This window comes from Frigidibacter sp. MR17.24 (assembly GCF_037095655.1).
In the GTDB taxonomy this organism is placed as follows: Bacteria; Pseudomonadota; Alphaproteobacteria; order Rhodobacterales; family Rhodobacteraceae; genus Frigidibacter.
The window spans coordinates 662,115-676,122 of record NZ_JBAWKE010000002.1 but is presented as its reverse complement, the minus strand read 5'-3'; the positions used below and the strand labels follow the sequence as shown (position 1 = coordinate 676,122).

Below are 14,008 nucleotides of genomic sequence, written 5' to 3'. Positions count from 1 at the left end.
GCCCCTCGACACATTCGACACGGTCGACGACCGGACCCGATGGGGCATGACCCCGACGAATGAGGCGTAACGCCCGGGGCCCGGTATCAGGGGATTTTACATGGCAATCGCGGAAAACCCGCCGAAAGAGACCTTTCGGCTGAGCATGCTGCTATACGATACGCGGTATCGCTCGATCACCATCCAGGTCATCGTGCTGATGCTGTTCATGGCCGGCGTCGCCTGGCTTGCGGACAACGCCGTCCGCAATCTGCAGGCGCTGGGCAAGGATTTCAACTTCGGCTTCCTGTGGAACCGCTCGGGCTATGACATCGGGCAGGTGCTGATCCAGTACAGCAACGACAGCAGCCATGCCCGCGCGATGCTGGTCGGCCTGCTGAACACGCTGCTGGTCGCCGCCATGGCCTGCGTCGCCGCGACGATCCTGGGCGTGGTCATCGGCGTGCTGCGGCTGTCGTCAAACTGGCTCGTCGGGCGGCTGATGACCTTCTACGTCGAGATGTTCCGCAACATCCCGGTGCTGCTGTGGATCCTCGTGGCCTATGCCGTGTTCACCGAGGTGACGCCGCAGCCCCGCGACTTCCGCGTCACCCCCGAGATGGAGGCGTCGGGCCAGGCGCCGGCCGCCTCGATGATCCTCGACGCGATCGCCGTGACCAACCGCGGTACCTCGATCCCCGAACCGCTGTTCTCGCGCTCGCTGGGCAACATCAGCCTGGGCATCTTCGACGTCAGCGTCGACCTGATCGCCGTGCTGATCGTGCTGGCCGGCGGCCTCTGGGCCCGCCGGGCGCTGAACACCCACGCCAACAAGGTGCAGAACGCGACCGGCGTGCGGCCGGTGACCTGGTGGAAAAGCCTGCTGCTGGTCTTCGGGCCGCTCGCGGTGCTGCTGGCCGTGCTCGGCTTCCACCTCGGCCTGCCCGAGCTTGCCGGCTTCAACTTCCAGGGCGGCATCCTGGTGTCGAACTCGCTGATGGCGCTGTGGCTGGGGCTGACGCTCTATACCGCCGCCTTCATCGCCGAGATCGTCCGCGCCGGCATCGCCGCGATCTCGAAGGGCCAGAGCGAGGCCGCCTTCGCGCTGGGCCTGCGCCCGAACCGCACGATGAACCTGGTGATCCTGCCGCAGGCGCTGCGCGTGATCGTGCCGCCGCTGATCTCGCAGTATCTCAACATCACCAAGAACTCCTCGCTCGCGATCGCGGTCGGCTACATGGACCTGCGCGGCACGCTGGGCGGCATCACGCTGAACCAGACCGGCCGGGAGCTGGAATGCGTGCTGCTGATGATGCTGATCTACCTGACGATCTCGCTGCTGATCTCGGGCGTGATGAACGCCTACAACAACCGCGTCCGGCTGAAGGAGCGCTGAGATGAGCGATACCCATGCCGAAACCGTGCCCTATGTCCGCGAGACGATGCTGCCGCAGCTGGCACCGCCGTCGAGCCAGGCGGGGGCCGTCAAGTGGCTGCGCGAGAACCTTTTCTCGGGCTGGTTCAACACCCTGCTGACCGTGCTGGGCGCGCTGGTGCTCGTCTGGCTCGCGGTGCATTTCCTGCCCTGGTTCCTGCACGGCGTCTGGAACGCGAACTCGGTCGCCGAGTGCCGCGAGGCCATCGCCCAGGCCTGGGGCGACGGCGCGACGGGGGCCTGCTGGGCCGTGATCCGCGAGCGCTGGCCGCAGTTCCTGTTCGGGTTCTACCCGTCCGAGCTGTACTGGCGCCCGGTGCTGGCGCTGGTGCTGCTGTTCGCCGCGCTCGCGCCGGTGCTGTTCCCCAGCCTGCCGCGCGGGATGATGGCGCTGACCGCGCTCTATCCCGGGCTGGGCTACCTGCTGCTGTGGGGCGGCTCGTTCTGGTTCCCGGTCGCGGTCTACCTGGGCTTCGTGATCGGATACGTCGTGTTCACGAGCCTCGCCAAGGCCGGGCAGGCGCTGCTGGCGCCGATCCTCGGCGGGCTCGTGGTGCTGCTGTACTGGCTCTTCCTCAGCGGCCCGGTCGAGCGCGCGCTCGAGGCGGTGATCCCGCTCAGCATCCAGTCGGTGCCTTCGAACGCGTTCGGCGGCTTCGTGCTGTCGATCACGATCGGCGTCGCGGCCATCGCGCTGTCGCTGCCGATGGGGATCCTGCTGGCGCTCGGGCGGCGGTCGGACATGCTGCTGGTCAAGGCGCTGTCGGTCGGCTTCATCGAGTTCATCCGCGGCGTGCCGCTGATCACGCTGCTGTTCACCGCTTCGCTGCTGCTGAACTACTTCCTGCCGCCGGGCACCAATTTCGACATCATCCTGCGGGTGGTGATCATGGTGACCTTCTTCTCGGCCGCCTATATCGCCGAGGTGATCCGCGGCGGCCTCGCGGCGCTGCCGCGCGGCCAGTACGAGGCTGCCGACGCGCTGGGCCTCGACTACTGGAAGGCGATGCGGCTGATCATCCTGCCGCAGGCGCTCAAGATCTCGATCCCCGGGATCGTGTCGACCTTCATCGGCCTGTTCAAGGACACCACCCTGGTGATCTTCGTCGGCCTTCTCGACCCGCTGAAGGGCATCACCGATGCCGTCCGCGCCTCGATCGAGTGGAAGGGCGTCTACTGGGAGCCGTTCATCTTCGTCGGCCTCATCTTCTTCATCTTCAACTTCGCCATGTCGCGCTACTCGATGCATCTCGAGCGTCGGCTGCGCCGCGAGCACCGCTGAGGGACTGACCATGGAAACCATCGAACGCGCCGTCGACCGCAGCCACATGCAGGTCTCGGACGAAGTGGCGATCCAGATCGTCAACATGAACAAGTGGTACGGCCAGTTCCACGTGCTGCGCGACGTGAACCTGACGGTGAACCGCGGCGAGCGGATCGTCATCGCCGGGCCCTCGGGCTCGGGCAAGTCGACGCTGATCCGCTGCATCAACCGGCTGGAGGAACACCAGTCGGGCAAGATCGTCGTCGACGGGACCGAGCTGACCTCGGACCTCAAGAACATCGACAAGGTGCGCTCGGAAGTGGGGATGGTGTTCCAGCACTTCAACCTGTTCCCGCACCTGACGATCCTCGAGAACTGCACGCTGGCGCCGATCTGGGTGCGCAAGATGCCGAAGCGCGAAGCCGAGGAGACGGCGATGCACTTCCTGTCGAAGGTCAAGATCCCCGAGCAGGCGCACAAGTATCCCGGCCAGCTGTCGGGCGGCCAGCAGCAGCGCGTCGCCATCGCGCGCTCGCTGTGCATGAAGCCCAGGATCATGCTCTTCGACGAGCCGACCTCGGCGCTTGACCCCGAGATGATCAAAGAAGTGCTCGACACGATGATCGAGCTGGCGGAAGAGGGCATGACCATGCTCTGCGTGACCCACGAGATGGGCTTTGCCCAGGCCGTGGCGAACCGGGTGATCTTCATGGCCGACGGCCAGATCGTCGAGCAGAACAACCCCTACGACTTCTTCAACAACCCGCAGTCGGACCGCACCAAGCAGTTCCTGAGCCAGATCCTCGGGCACTGAGCGGGACATCCCGGAAATGACGACGGCCGCCCCCCCCGGGCGGCCGTTCGCGTTTATGGCAAGGCCGGGGGCGCTGCCCCCGGACCCCCGGGATATTTGGGCAAAGTCGAAAGCGGGCGGGGGTCCGGGGGGACGCATCCCCCCGGTCTTGCCTCACACGTGCTGGCCCGCGTTCACTTCAATCTCTGTCCCGGTGACGTAGCTCGACTGGTCCGAGCAGAGGAACCAGACCACGTCGGCGACCTCGCGCGGCTGGCCGAGGCGGCGCAGCGGCAGGCCCTCGACGATCTTCTCGGTGCCGGGCGACAGGATCGAGGTCTCGATCTCGCCCGGGGCGATCGCGTTCACGCGCACGCCCAGGGGCCCGAAATCATGCGCCATCTCGCGCGTCAGCGCGGCGAGCGCCGCCTTCGAGGTCGCGTAGGCCGCACCCGCGAAGGGGTGGACGCGGCTGCCCGCGATCGAGGTCACGTTGACCACCGAGCCCTTGGCCGCCGACAGCTCGTCCTTCAGGCCGCGGGCGAGCACGATCGAGGCGAAGAAGTTGACGTGGAACACCTGCCCCCAAGTGCGCAGGTCGGTGTCGAGCGTGTTCAGCCGTCCGCCGCTCGGGGTCTTGGGCGAGATGCCGGCATTGTTGACCAGCGCGTGCAGCTTGCCGTCGAGCCGCTCCTGGATCGTGCGGATCGCGGCGATGGTCGCGTCGGGGCTGGTGAGGTCGACCTGGATGTGATCCTCGCGGCCGCCACCCCAAGGGCACTGGTCGGGGAAGGGCTGGCGCGAGCAGGTGATGACGCGCCAGCCTTCCTTGGCAAAACGCATCACGGTCGCATGGCCGATCCCGCGGCTCGCGCCGGTCAGCAGCAGGGTTTTCTGGTCGCTCATGTCAAGGCAGCTCCGGGAGGGGTCAGTGGGAACCTAAGCAAATGCGTCGGATTGGCAACGGCTGCCTTGCCCTTGGCAGGCCCGGCAAAGGGGTCTAACACTTGCCCGCGACAGACGGAGCCCGAGAGAGATGAGAACGCAGCCGATGAACCGTGACTGGATCGCCACCGCCCGCACCCTCTCCGAGGCGCTGCCCTACATGCAGCGCTATGCAGGCGCCGTGGTCGTCGTGAAGTTCGGCGGCAACGCGATGGGCGACGACGACGCGATGGCGGAATTCGCGCGCGACATCGTGCTGATGAAGCAGGTGGGCCTGAACCCGGTCGTCGTGCACGGCGGCGGGCCGATGATCAACGACCTGCTGGGCAAGCTGGGCATCACGTCCGAGTTCGTGCGCGGCAAGCGCGTCACCGACAAGGCCACGGTCGAGGTGGTCGAGATGGTGCTGTCGGGCCTGGTGAACAAGCGCATCGTCCAGGCGATCAACGACCAGGGCGGCCGCGCCGTGGGGATCTCGGGCAAGGACGACGACCTGATGGTCTGCGTCGCCGACGACCCGGAGCTGGGCTTTGTCGGCAAGCCGGTCGAGATGAACGTGCAGGTGCTGCGCGATCTCTATTCCGCCGGGATCATCCCGGTGGTGGCGCCGGTGGCCACGGGCATGGCCGACAACGAGACGTTCAACGTCAACGGCGATACCGCCGCGGGCGCGATCGCGGGGGCGCTGCAGGCGGATCGGCTGCTGCTGCTGACCGACGTGTCGGGCGTGAAGAACAAGGCGGGCGAGGTCCTGACCCAGATGACGCCCGAGGACGTGCGCGCGATGATCGCAGACGGCACCATCGCCGGTGGCATGATCCCGAAGACCGAGACCGCGCTTGCGGCGCTCGACGAGGGGGTGCGGGCGGTGACGATCGTCGACGGCCGGGTGCCGAATGCCTGCCTTCTCGAGCTGTTCACCGACCATGGCGCCGGCAGCCAGATCCGCTCGACCGAGCCGCGGGTGAAGCCGCGCGGCCGCTGAGCGGCGCGCTTGCCCGTGTCGGCGCGCTGGCCGCGGCCGAGCGGCTGGCGGTGGCCGGCGGTTTTCACCCCGGGCCCGGTGACGGGCTGGGGGAGGGGACGCTTCTGCTGCTGTCGCCGGCCGAGCCCGGCTTCTGGCCGCATCTGACCGCGAGCCCGGAATGGGGCGACGGCCGGCCCGATCCGGTCGACCGCTGGTCGCGCCGGGTGATCGGACGGATGGCCTGCACGCTGGGCGGGAAAGCGAAATTTCCCTTCGGCGGGCCGCCCTGGCACCCGTTCTTCACCTGGGCCCTGCGGACCGGGCGGGCTTGGCCCTCGCCGGTCGCCCTGCTGGTGGGGGCCGAGGCCGGGCTTTTCGTGTCCTACCGCGGCGCGCTGCTGCTGCCCGGACGGATCGAGCTGCCGCCACCGGCGCCGCGGCCCTGCGACAGCTGCGCCGCGCCCTGCCTGACGGCCTGCCCGGTGGCGGCCCTGACCGGCGAGGGCTATGATCTGGGGGCCTGCCACCGTTATCTTGCGTCGGGGCCTGCCTGCATGGACCGGGGCTGCGCCGTGCGCCGGGCCTGCCCGGTCAGCGCCGCCCATGGACGCCAGGAGGGGCAATCCGCCTATCACATGAGCCAGTTCCACCGATGACCCTGCGCCTGATCCTGACCCGCCACGCGAAATCCGACTGGGGCAACCCCGGTCTCGATGATCACGACCGGGCGCTGAAGGGACGCGGGCGGCGCGCGGCGGCCGAGCTTGGCCAGTGGCTGACCGCGCGTGGCGACCTGCCGGGCGAGGTGCTGTGCTCGACCGCGCTGCGCACGCGCCAGACCTGGGAGGAGACCGGGCTTGCCGGCGCGCCCCGGCTGCTGCCCGGCCTCTACCACGCGGGCCCGGACGCGATGCTGGCCGCGCTGCGCGGCGCCACCGCGCCGGTGGTGATGATGCTGGGGCACAATCCCGGCATCGCGGCCTTTGCCGAGGGCATGGTGACCGCGCCGCCCGAGGCCGCGGGGTTCCACGACTATCCGACCTGCGCGACCCTGGTGGCCGAGTTCGACGCGCCCGGCTGGGCCGAGGTCCGGCCGCGCACCGGCCGGGCCGTCGCCTTCTTCACGCCGACCGAGCGCGGCGGCTAGGCCATCGTCGCGATCAGCGCGCGCAGCGTCTCGATCCCCTCGCCCTTCTCGGACGAGGTCAGCACGATCTCGGGATAGGCGGCGGGGTGCTTGGACAGCGCGCCGCGCACCTGCGCCAGCACCGCCTCGCGTTCCTTGGCGCTGATCTTGTCGGCCTTGGTCAGCACCGCCTGGAAGGTCACCGCCGAGCGGTCCAGAAGTTCGAGGATCTCCTCGTCCACCGCCTTCACGCCGTGGCGCGCGTCGATCAGCACGAAGGCGCGGCGCAGGGTCTGGCGGCCCCCCAGATACGCCTTCAGCAGCGCCTGCCACTTCTTGACCACCGCCACCGGCGCCTCGGCGAAGCCGTAGCCGGGAAGGTCGACCATGTAGCGCTCGTCCCCGAGCGTGAAATAGTTGATCTCCTGCGTCCGGCCCGGCGTGTTCGAGGCGCGGGCAAGGTTCTTGCGGCCGGTCAGCGCGTTGATCAGGCTCGACTTGCCGACGTTCGAGCGGCCGGCGAAGCAGACCTCGACCCGGTCGGCCGGGGGCAGGCCGTCCATCGCGACGACGCCCTTCAGGAAATCGACCGGTCCCGCGAACAGCAGCCGCCCGGATTCACGGGCGAACTGGTCGGGCTCGGCGGCCAGCGGGAAGGGCAGGGGGGCCATCAGACAATCTCCATCCGGTCGCCGCAGGCGATCTCGCCCGCCACGATCACCTCGGCATAGACGCCGAAATCCTGCACGCCGACCACCGCGCGCAGCGCGGCCAGCGTGTCGGCATCCTCGATGCCGGTCTCGGGGTTGCCGGTCGTCGCCTTGCAGCGCCCGATCCGGTCCACGACCTTCAGCCGGGCCTGGCCGATGCGGATCTCGCGCCCGATCAGCCCGACCTCGGCCCAGGGTTCCATCCCGTCAAGCCACAGGTTGCCGCGCCAGCGGTGGATCGACAGGTCGACCCCCATGTGCCGCGACAGCGCCGCGTTCGAGGCGAGGTTCTTGATCGAGATCGACGGGAAGTCGCTGTCGGTCATGCCGCGCGGGCCCCTGACCAGCGAGAGCGGCGCGAAGTCGCCCTCGGGGCTGATCGGCGCGAGCCAGTCGATCAGCCGCGGCCCCTCGGTCTCGGGGTCGATCTCCAGCGGGTCCAGGTCGGGGTGGGCGAGGGCGACACGGCCCGTGGCCTCGTCCAGCCGCGCGGTCATCGCCATCAGCGTGCGGGTGCGCGCCGCGCGCTGGAAGTTGCCGGGCGGCAGCCAGCCGGGCGCGGCGGGGTCGAATTTCGACTTTCCGTGGGTCACGGCCCAGTGCCGGTCCCAGGGCAGACACGCGCCCGCCAAAAGCCGAACGGACGCGAGTTCCTCGCGTCCGTGGGCCTTGATCGGGTGTCTGAAGATGTGCGCGAGGCTCGCCGTCACTTCTTCTTCCCTTCCACTGCCGGTTCCTGCTTCTTGCGCTTCAGGCTCGACTTGATGTTGCCGAAGATGTCCGGCCTGTGCCCGTGCATCGTCATGATCAGGTACTGCTGGGTGAAGGTGATCGTGTTGTTCGCGATCCAGTACAGCACCAGCCCCGAGGCGAAGCGGCCCAGCATGAACATGAACACCCAGGGCATCCAGGTGAAGATCATCGCCTGCGCCGGGTCGGTGGGCGCCGGGTTCAGCTTCTGCTGCAGCCACATCGAGATCCCGAGCAGGATCGGCAGCACCCCGATCGACAGGATGTGCAGCGCCGAGGTCGCGTCGGGCGTGGCATAGGGCAGCAGGCCGAACAGGTTCAGGATCGACGACGGATCGGGCGCGGACAGGTCGTGGATCCAGCCGATCCACGGCGCGTGGCGCAGTTCCAGCGTGACGAAGATCACCTTGTAGAGCGAGAAGAAGATCGGGATCTGCAGGACGATCGGCAGGCAGCCCGAGGCCGGGTTGACCTTGTTCGTCTTGTAGAGCGCCATCATCTCCTGCTGGAACTTGGCGCGGTCGTCGCCGGTGCGCTCCTTCAGCTTCTCCATCTCGGGCTGCAGTTCCTTCATCTTCGCCATCGAGATGTAGGACTTGCGCGCCAGCGGGAAGACGATCGCCTTGATGATCAGCGTCAGCAGGATGATCGACCAGCCCATGTTGCCGATGAAGCCGTGCAGCCAGTGCAGCAGCATGAAGATCGGCTTCGTCAGGAAGAAGAACCAGCCCCAGTCGATCGAGTCGACGAAGCGGTCGATGCCGACGTCGTTCTGGTAGTGGCGGATCGTCTCCCACTCCTTCGCGCCGGCGAACAGCCGCGTGTCGATCGAGGCGGTGGCGCCGGGCGCGACCTCCATGATCGGCATCCGGGTCTCGGTCTGGTAGATCTCGGACCCCGGGATGTACTTGACGACCGAGGTGTAGGCCTGGCCGTTCTCGGGCACCAGCGCGGTCATCCAGTACTTGTCGGTGAAGCCGATCCAGCCATCGGTGGCGACGTCCTTGACCTCGGCCAGGCCACCCTCGCGGGCGACGTTCGGCAGGTCGTCCATCTTGCCGTAGGCGATCTCCTCGAGCGTGCCGTCGGTCATGCCGACGACGCCCTCGTGCAGGACCCACATGTGCTGCGAGGCGGGAAGGCCGTGGCGGGCGACGATGCCGTAGGGCGCAAGACGGACCGGGGCCGAGCCGGTGTTCTCGACGCTCTGCGCCACGGTGAAAAGGTAGTTGTCATCGACCGAGATCGTGCGGCGGAAGACCAGGCCCGCGCCGTTGTCCCACGACAGCGTGACCGGCTGGCCCGGCGATAGGGTCGCGCCCTCGTCCAGCGTCCAGAGCGTGCGCGCGTTCGGCACGGCCGAGCCGTCGAGATTGCCGGCCGGAGACCAGCCGTAGACCGCGTAATAGGGCTGCGCCTCGCCGGGATCGGTGCCGCCGACGGGCGACAGCAGCCGCACGAGGCCCGAGTTCGGATCGAGCGTTTCCTTGTAGTCCTTCAGCGACAGGTCGTCGATGCGGCCGCCGGCCAGCGAAAGCGACCCGGTCAGCCGGGGCGTGTCGATCGCGATCCGCGGCGCCTGCGGCGCGGCCTCGGCCGCGGCGGCCACGGCGGGCCGGTCCTGCGGCTGTGCCGGCGGGGTGCCACCCTCGGCCGGGGCCGTCGCCACTTCCGGGGCATTGGGATCAACGGTCGGGGTGGACGGCGCGAAGACCGTGTACCAGACCAGGATCACCAGGAAGGAGAGCACGGTCGCGAGAATGAGGTTCTTGTTCTGATTGTCCATGAGGGACGCACCACCCGGCCTTTCAAGGTTCGGGGAGGTTCAACAGATTGCCCGTCCAAAGGTCAAGCGGTTTCGCCCCGGCCGGGCGGCGCCTCAAGCCTGCGTGTCCCGCGCCGCCTCGTGTCGCGCCCCGTGCCGCGCCCCATGTGTCGCCCTGTGCTGCCCCAGGGGCCCGGGCCGTGCGCGGGCAGGGGCCCCGGGCGTGGCGCGGCGGGAAAAGCGACGGCAGATCAGTGCGGGCGGATCGGTGCGGGCGGCTCAGCGCGGGCGTCGGCGCAGCAGGCTGACCGTCATCGGCAGGCTGGCCGCGAGGGTGACGATTTCGGACGAGACGGTGCCCGACCAGACCATCACGGGTGCCGCAAGGGCATAGAGCAGCCAGGCCGCGGCGGCCGGGCCGATGTGCGGCATCGGCAGCCGAAGCGTCGCGGCTGTGGCGCGACGTGTGACGGGACGGGAATCGGTGATCGACATGGCGCTGCCCCCAGCCCGGCGGAATGCCGGCGGGAACAGGCTAGACGCCGGAATCCTGAAGTCTGGTTAACGCCTGCGCGCGCGGCCGCTTGTCGCCGCGTGCCACCGCGCCTTCAGTCGGCGCCGCGCAGCCGCGGGATCAGCGCCTCGGGGTCGCCGCCCTCGCCGGCCGCGCCGCGCATCAGCCCGGCGAAGTCGAACAGCGACGGGTCCAGGAGGTGCGAGGGCCGGGTGTTCATCAGGGCGCGGAACATCACCTGCCGGCGGCCGGGGCTGCGTGCCTCCCAGCCGTCGAGGATCTGCTTGACCTGCTGGCGCTGCAGCCCGTCCTGCGACCCGCAGAGATCGCAGGGGATGATCGGATAGTTCATCGCCCGGGCGAACCTCTCGCAATCGGCCTCGGCCACGAAGGCGAGCGGGCGGTAGACGAAGAGGTCGCCATCCTCGTTCACCAGCTTCGGCGGCATCGTCGCCAGCCGCCCGCCGTGGAACAGGTTCATGAAGAAGGTTTCCAGGATGTCGTCGCGGTGATGGCCCAGCACCACGGCCGAACAGCCCTCTTCCCGCGCGATGCGATAGAGGTTGCCGCGCCGCAGCCGCGAGCAGAGCGCGCAGTAGGTCCGGTTCGCCGGCACCTTCTCCTTCACGATGGAATAGGTGTCCTGATACTCGATCCGGTGCTTGACCCCCATCCGTTCCAGGAATTCCGGCAGGACGGTCGCGGGGAAGCCGGGCTGACCCTGATCGAGGTTGCAGGCCAGGATCTCGACCGGCAGCAGGCCGCGCCACTGCAGCTCGTGCAGGACGGCCAGCAGGGTATAGCTGTCCTTGCCGCCCGACAGGCACACCAGCCAGCGCGCGCCGCGTTCGATCATGCCGTAGGTCTCGATCGCCTCGCGGGTCTCGCGCACGATGCGCTTGCGCAGCTTGCGGAACTCGGTCGACGAGGGGGCGCCGTGGAACAGCGGGTGGATGTCGCCGCCCGCCTCGCTCGCCGGGGCGGTGGTCTCGATCTCGGGCGTGTCGTCGCGCATCGTCAGGGATCCTTCGCGGCAGCGGCGGGCGGTACCGGATCGTAACCCGATCCGCCCCAGGGATGGCAGCGGCAGATGCGCCACGCGGCCAGCCAGCCGCCGCGGACGCCGCCGTGGGTCTTCAGCGCGTCCAGCGCGTATTCGGAACAGGTCGGCTGGAAGCGGCAGCTGCGCCCGACCCAGGGGCTGGCGGTCAGCCGGTAGGCCTTGACCGGCAGCGCCAGGATCCGGGCCAGCGGGCTCACGCCTTGCGACCCTTGCGCGGTCCGCTGCGTGGCGGGCGTGGACCGACCGGCGCGTCGTGCACCCGTTCCAGCGCCTGCGACAGCTCGGCCCGCATCTCGGCGAAGCTGCGCGCGACCGTGACCTCGGGGCGGCCGATCAGCACGTAGTCCCAGCCGGGCCGGCCCTGCAGCGGCAGGAACTCGGCCGCCAGCGCCCGCAGCCGGCGCTTGGCGCGGTTGCGGGTGACGGCATTGCCGACCTTCTTGGAACAGGTGAAGCCCACGCGCAGGGCGTCGGGCGCCGCCGGCTCTCCCTCGCGCCGCTCGCGCGCCTGCAGCAGGAAGCCGGGCGCGGACTGCCGGCGCGCCTGGGCGGCGCGCAGGAAATCGGCGCGCTTGGCCAGGACCTGCGGCGTCGCGCGGGCCGGCGCCGCGGGCGTCGGGCAAAGGGAAACCGCCGGCTGCGGTCCCGCGTCTGGTACGGGCGCCACCGGCGGTGTCATCAGATCCGACCCCTTGTCCTGTCGCATGCCGGCCGGGGCCGACATCCGCGGGATATCAGGCGCTGAGCTTCTTGCGGCCACGCGCGCGGCGGGCGTTCAGAACCTTCATCCCGCCCTTGGTGGCCATGCGCGCGCGGAAACCGTGGCGGCGCTTGCGAACCAGGTTCGACGGCTGGAAAGTGCGTTTGGTCATCGCTCGTACTCCGTTCCGGGCAGCGCGATGCCCCGCTGGTCAGCCGGGATTCGAGCACTGCTTCATTCGAAGACCGCCCTCTAAAGGCGAAGCCGATGCAAGTCAATCGGGGCGGTGGCAATTTCCGCGCGCGGCCGGCACAGGCGACGCGATCGGGCGCCCGGGGCCCGGAAACCGCCCCCCGCACGGGAGATTCCCGCCCATTTGCCGAAGATGTCGACGGAAAATCGGGCCTGCGACGTTGCTCGTGCGGTGCGGGTGCCTATCTCTCGGATGGGATTCGCGCGTAAAATACCGCGAGCGCCGCCGCCACGGGGGCGCCAGGGTCGGAAAGGACCGCCATAGGCACGCGATGAGACGGGCGAGATTCCTGAATACGCTTTCGGGGCGCTTCCTGCTTCTGACCACCGCCTTCGTCGTCCTGGCGGAGGTGCTGATTCTCGTGCCCTCGGTCGCGCGGTACCGCGAGGACTATCTCGAGCTGCGGCTGGAGCGGGCGCAGATCGCGTCGCTGGCGCTGCTGACCACGGACGACGTGATCTCTGAGGATCTCGAGAAGGAGCTGCTGGCCAATGCCGGGGTGTTCAACGTCGTGCTACGGCGCGACGAGATGCGCCAGCTGGTGCTGTCCTCGCCGATCCCCGAGCCGGTCTATGCCAGCTACGACCTGCGCGGCGCCTCGTCGCTGGGGCTGATCCGCGACGCGGTCGCGACGCTGCTCGACACCCAGAACCGGGTGATCCGGGTGATCGGCCGCCCGGTGCGCGAGGGCGGGCAGCTGATCGAGATCACGATGGAAACCGGGCCGATGCGGCGCGAGATGATCGAGTACGGGCTGCGGATCCTGTCGCTGTCGGCGGTGATCTCGGTACTGACGGCGATCCTTTTGTTCCTGGCGGCGCGGCGGCTGATCCTGAAGCCGATGGGCCGGGTGGTCGAGCACATGACCCGCTATGCCGAGGCGCCCGAAGACGCGCGCCGGGTGATCGAGCCAAATGCCCGCATCGACGAGCTGCGCGAGGCCGAGGATGCGCTGGCGCGGATGCAGACCCAGCTGATCGGCGCGCTGCGGCAGAAAGAGCGGCTGGCGCAGCTGGGCAGCGCCGTGGCCAAGATCAGCCACGACCTGCGCAACATCCTGACCACCGCGCAGCTCTTCGCCGACCGGATGGAGAATTCCGAGGATCCGGCGGTGAAGCGGGCGACGCCGAAGCTGGTGGCGTCGATCGCGCGCGCGGTGAACCTGTGCGAAAGCACGCTGACCTTCGGCCGGGCCGAGGAGCCGCCGCCGCGGCTGCAGCGCTTCATGCTGGCCAATCTCATCGCCGAGGTGCTCGAGGCCGAGGGACCGGCGGCCGAGGCGGGCGGGGTCGATTTCGTGATCGATGTCGCGGGGTCGCTGGCGGTCCGCGCCGACAGCGAGCAGCTGTACCGCGTGCTGCAGAACCTCGTGCGCAACGCGCGCCAGGCGATCGAGGCCACCGGCCTTGGCGGCACGATCGAGGTCGGCGCCGGCGAGGATGACGGCCAGTGGTGGATCCGCATCGGCGACACCGGCCCGGGCCTGCCCGAGCGCGCGAAAGAGCACCTGTTCCAGCCGTTCCAGGGCGGGATCCGCAAGGGCGGCAACGGCCTTGGCCTCGCGATCTCGGCCGAGATCGTGCGCGGTCACGGCGGGCGGCTTGAACTGCTGCGGTCGGATGCCGACGGCACCGAGTTCATCCTGCGCCTGCCGAAATCGGTGGGCGTGGTCGAGGTCGCAGCCTGACCTCAGCCCGCCCCGGCCCGCCTTCCGCCGGGTCACGCGGCGCGCGGCCAAGTTTTT

The 14,008-nt window shown here is 69.1% G+C and carries 16 protein-coding genes; 7 read left to right on the top strand and 9 right to left on the bottom strand.

Features of this window, described 5'->3' with window-relative positions:
* Positions 1-100 precede the first annotated feature (100 nt).
* The 3 genes from V8J39_RS10550 to V8J39_RS10540 are packed head-to-tail and all read left to right on the top strand — an operon-like array spanning position 101 to position 3,492.
* Positions 101-1,375 carry an amino acid ABC transporter permease gene (locus V8J39_RS10550; protein ID WP_336460840.1) on the top strand — a complete coding sequence of 425 codons (1,275 nt, stop codon included), beginning with the start codon at positions 101-103 and terminating at the stop codon, positions 1,373-1,375.
* 1 nt (position 1,376) lies between these two features.
* Complete coding sequence (locus V8J39_RS10545) at positions 1,377-2,696, top strand: amino acid ABC transporter permease (protein ID WP_336460839.1); 1,320 nt, start codon at positions 1,377-1,379, stop codon at positions 2,694-2,696.
* A gap of 10 nt (positions 2,697-2,706) precedes the next feature.
* On the top strand, positions 2,707-3,492 hold the full coding sequence (locus tag V8J39_RS10540; RefSeq protein ID WP_442902575.1) for an amino acid ABC transporter ATP-binding protein: 786 nt from the start codon (positions 2,707-2,709) through the stop codon (positions 3,490-3,492).
* A 153-nt stretch (positions 3,493-3,645) separates the two neighbouring features.
* Here V8J39_RS10540 and V8J39_RS10535 read toward each other — a convergent pair whose 3' ends face one another.
* On the bottom strand, positions 3,646-4,377 hold the full coding sequence (locus tag V8J39_RS10535; RefSeq protein WP_336460838.1) for an SDR family NAD(P)-dependent oxidoreductase: 732 nt from the start codon (positions 4,375-4,377) through the stop codon (positions 3,646-3,648).
* A 145-nt stretch (positions 4,378-4,522) separates the two neighbouring features.
* Here V8J39_RS10535 and argB point away from each other — a divergent pair, with 145 nt between their 5' ends.
* Genes argB through V8J39_RS10520 form a run of 3 tightly spaced genes read left to right on the top strand, consistent with a single transcriptional unit; the run spans position 4,523 to position 6,530 of the window.
* Entirely contained in the window at positions 4,523-5,401 is an 879-nt protein-coding gene (gene argB, locus V8J39_RS10530; protein ID WP_336460837.1) for an acetylglutamate kinase, read from the top strand.
* A 50-nt stretch (positions 5,402-5,451) separates the two neighbouring features.
* Positions 5,452-6,039, top strand: a complete 588-nt coding sequence (locus V8J39_RS10525) for a ferredoxin (RefSeq protein ID WP_336460836.1) — start codon at positions 5,452-5,454, stop codon at positions 6,037-6,039.
* Positions 6,036-6,530, top strand: a complete 495-nt coding sequence (locus tag V8J39_RS10520) for a SixA phosphatase family protein (RefSeq protein WP_336460835.1) — start codon at positions 6,036-6,038, stop codon at positions 6,528-6,530. The genes V8J39_RS10525 and V8J39_RS10520 overlap by 4 nt, the downstream gene beginning before the upstream one ends.
* Here V8J39_RS10520 and yihA read toward each other — a convergent pair.
* From yihA to rpmH, 8 genes are all read right to left on the bottom strand, one after another.
* Complete coding sequence (yihA, locus tag V8J39_RS10515; RefSeq protein WP_336460834.1) at positions 6,527-7,180, bottom strand: ribosome biogenesis GTP-binding protein YihA/YsxC; 654 nt, start codon at positions 7,178-7,180, stop codon at positions 6,527-6,529. The two genes, V8J39_RS10520 and yihA, sit on opposite strands and share 4 nt — an antisense overlap.
* A complete protein-coding gene (locus V8J39_RS10510; protein WP_336460833.1) occupies positions 7,180-7,929 on the bottom strand; it encodes an MOSC domain-containing protein in 750 nt (249 codons plus the stop codon). Before V8J39_RS10510 ends, yihA begins: the two co-directional genes overlap by 1 nt.
* Complete coding sequence (gene yidC / locus V8J39_RS10505) at positions 7,926-9,755, bottom strand: membrane protein insertase YidC (RefSeq protein ID WP_336460832.1); 1,830 nt, start codon at positions 9,753-9,755, stop codon at positions 7,926-7,928. Before yidC ends, V8J39_RS10510 begins: the two co-directional genes overlap by 4 nt.
* Positions 9,756-10,013: 258 nt before the next feature.
* Positions 10,014-10,229, bottom strand: a complete 216-nt coding sequence (locus V8J39_RS10500) for a hypothetical protein (protein WP_336460831.1) — start codon at positions 10,227-10,229, stop codon at positions 10,014-10,016.
* Between the two features lie 113 nt (positions 10,230-10,342).
* Complete coding sequence (gene ttcA / locus V8J39_RS10495) at positions 10,343-11,263, bottom strand: tRNA 2-thiocytidine(32) synthetase TtcA (protein ID WP_336460830.1); 921 nt, start codon at positions 11,261-11,263, stop codon at positions 10,343-10,345.
* Positions 11,264-11,265: 2 nt separating this feature from the next.
* A complete protein-coding gene (gene yidD / locus V8J39_RS10490; RefSeq protein WP_336460829.1) occupies positions 11,266-11,508 on the bottom strand; it encodes a membrane protein insertion efficiency factor YidD in 243 nt (80 codons plus the stop codon).
* Positions 11,505-11,990 carry a ribonuclease P protein component gene (gene rnpA, locus V8J39_RS10485; protein WP_336460828.1) on the bottom strand — a complete coding sequence of 162 codons (486 nt, stop codon included), beginning with the start codon at positions 11,988-11,990 and terminating at the stop codon, positions 11,505-11,507. Before rnpA ends, yidD begins: the two co-directional genes overlap by 4 nt.
* A 55-nt stretch (positions 11,991-12,045) precedes the next feature.
* Entirely contained in the window at positions 12,046-12,183 is a 138-nt protein-coding gene (gene rpmH / locus V8J39_RS10480; RefSeq protein WP_336460827.1) for a 50S ribosomal protein L34, read from the bottom strand.
* Between the two features lie 352 nt (positions 12,184-12,535).
* Between rpmH and V8J39_RS10475 the strand changes: the two genes are divergently transcribed.
* The gene (locus V8J39_RS10475) at positions 12,536-13,951 is read left to right on the top strand and encodes a sensor histidine kinase (protein WP_336460826.1); all 1,416 of its coding nucleotides are present in this window, start codon (positions 12,536-12,538) and stop codon (positions 13,949-13,951) included.
* Positions 13,952-14,008: the final 57 nt, after the last annotated feature.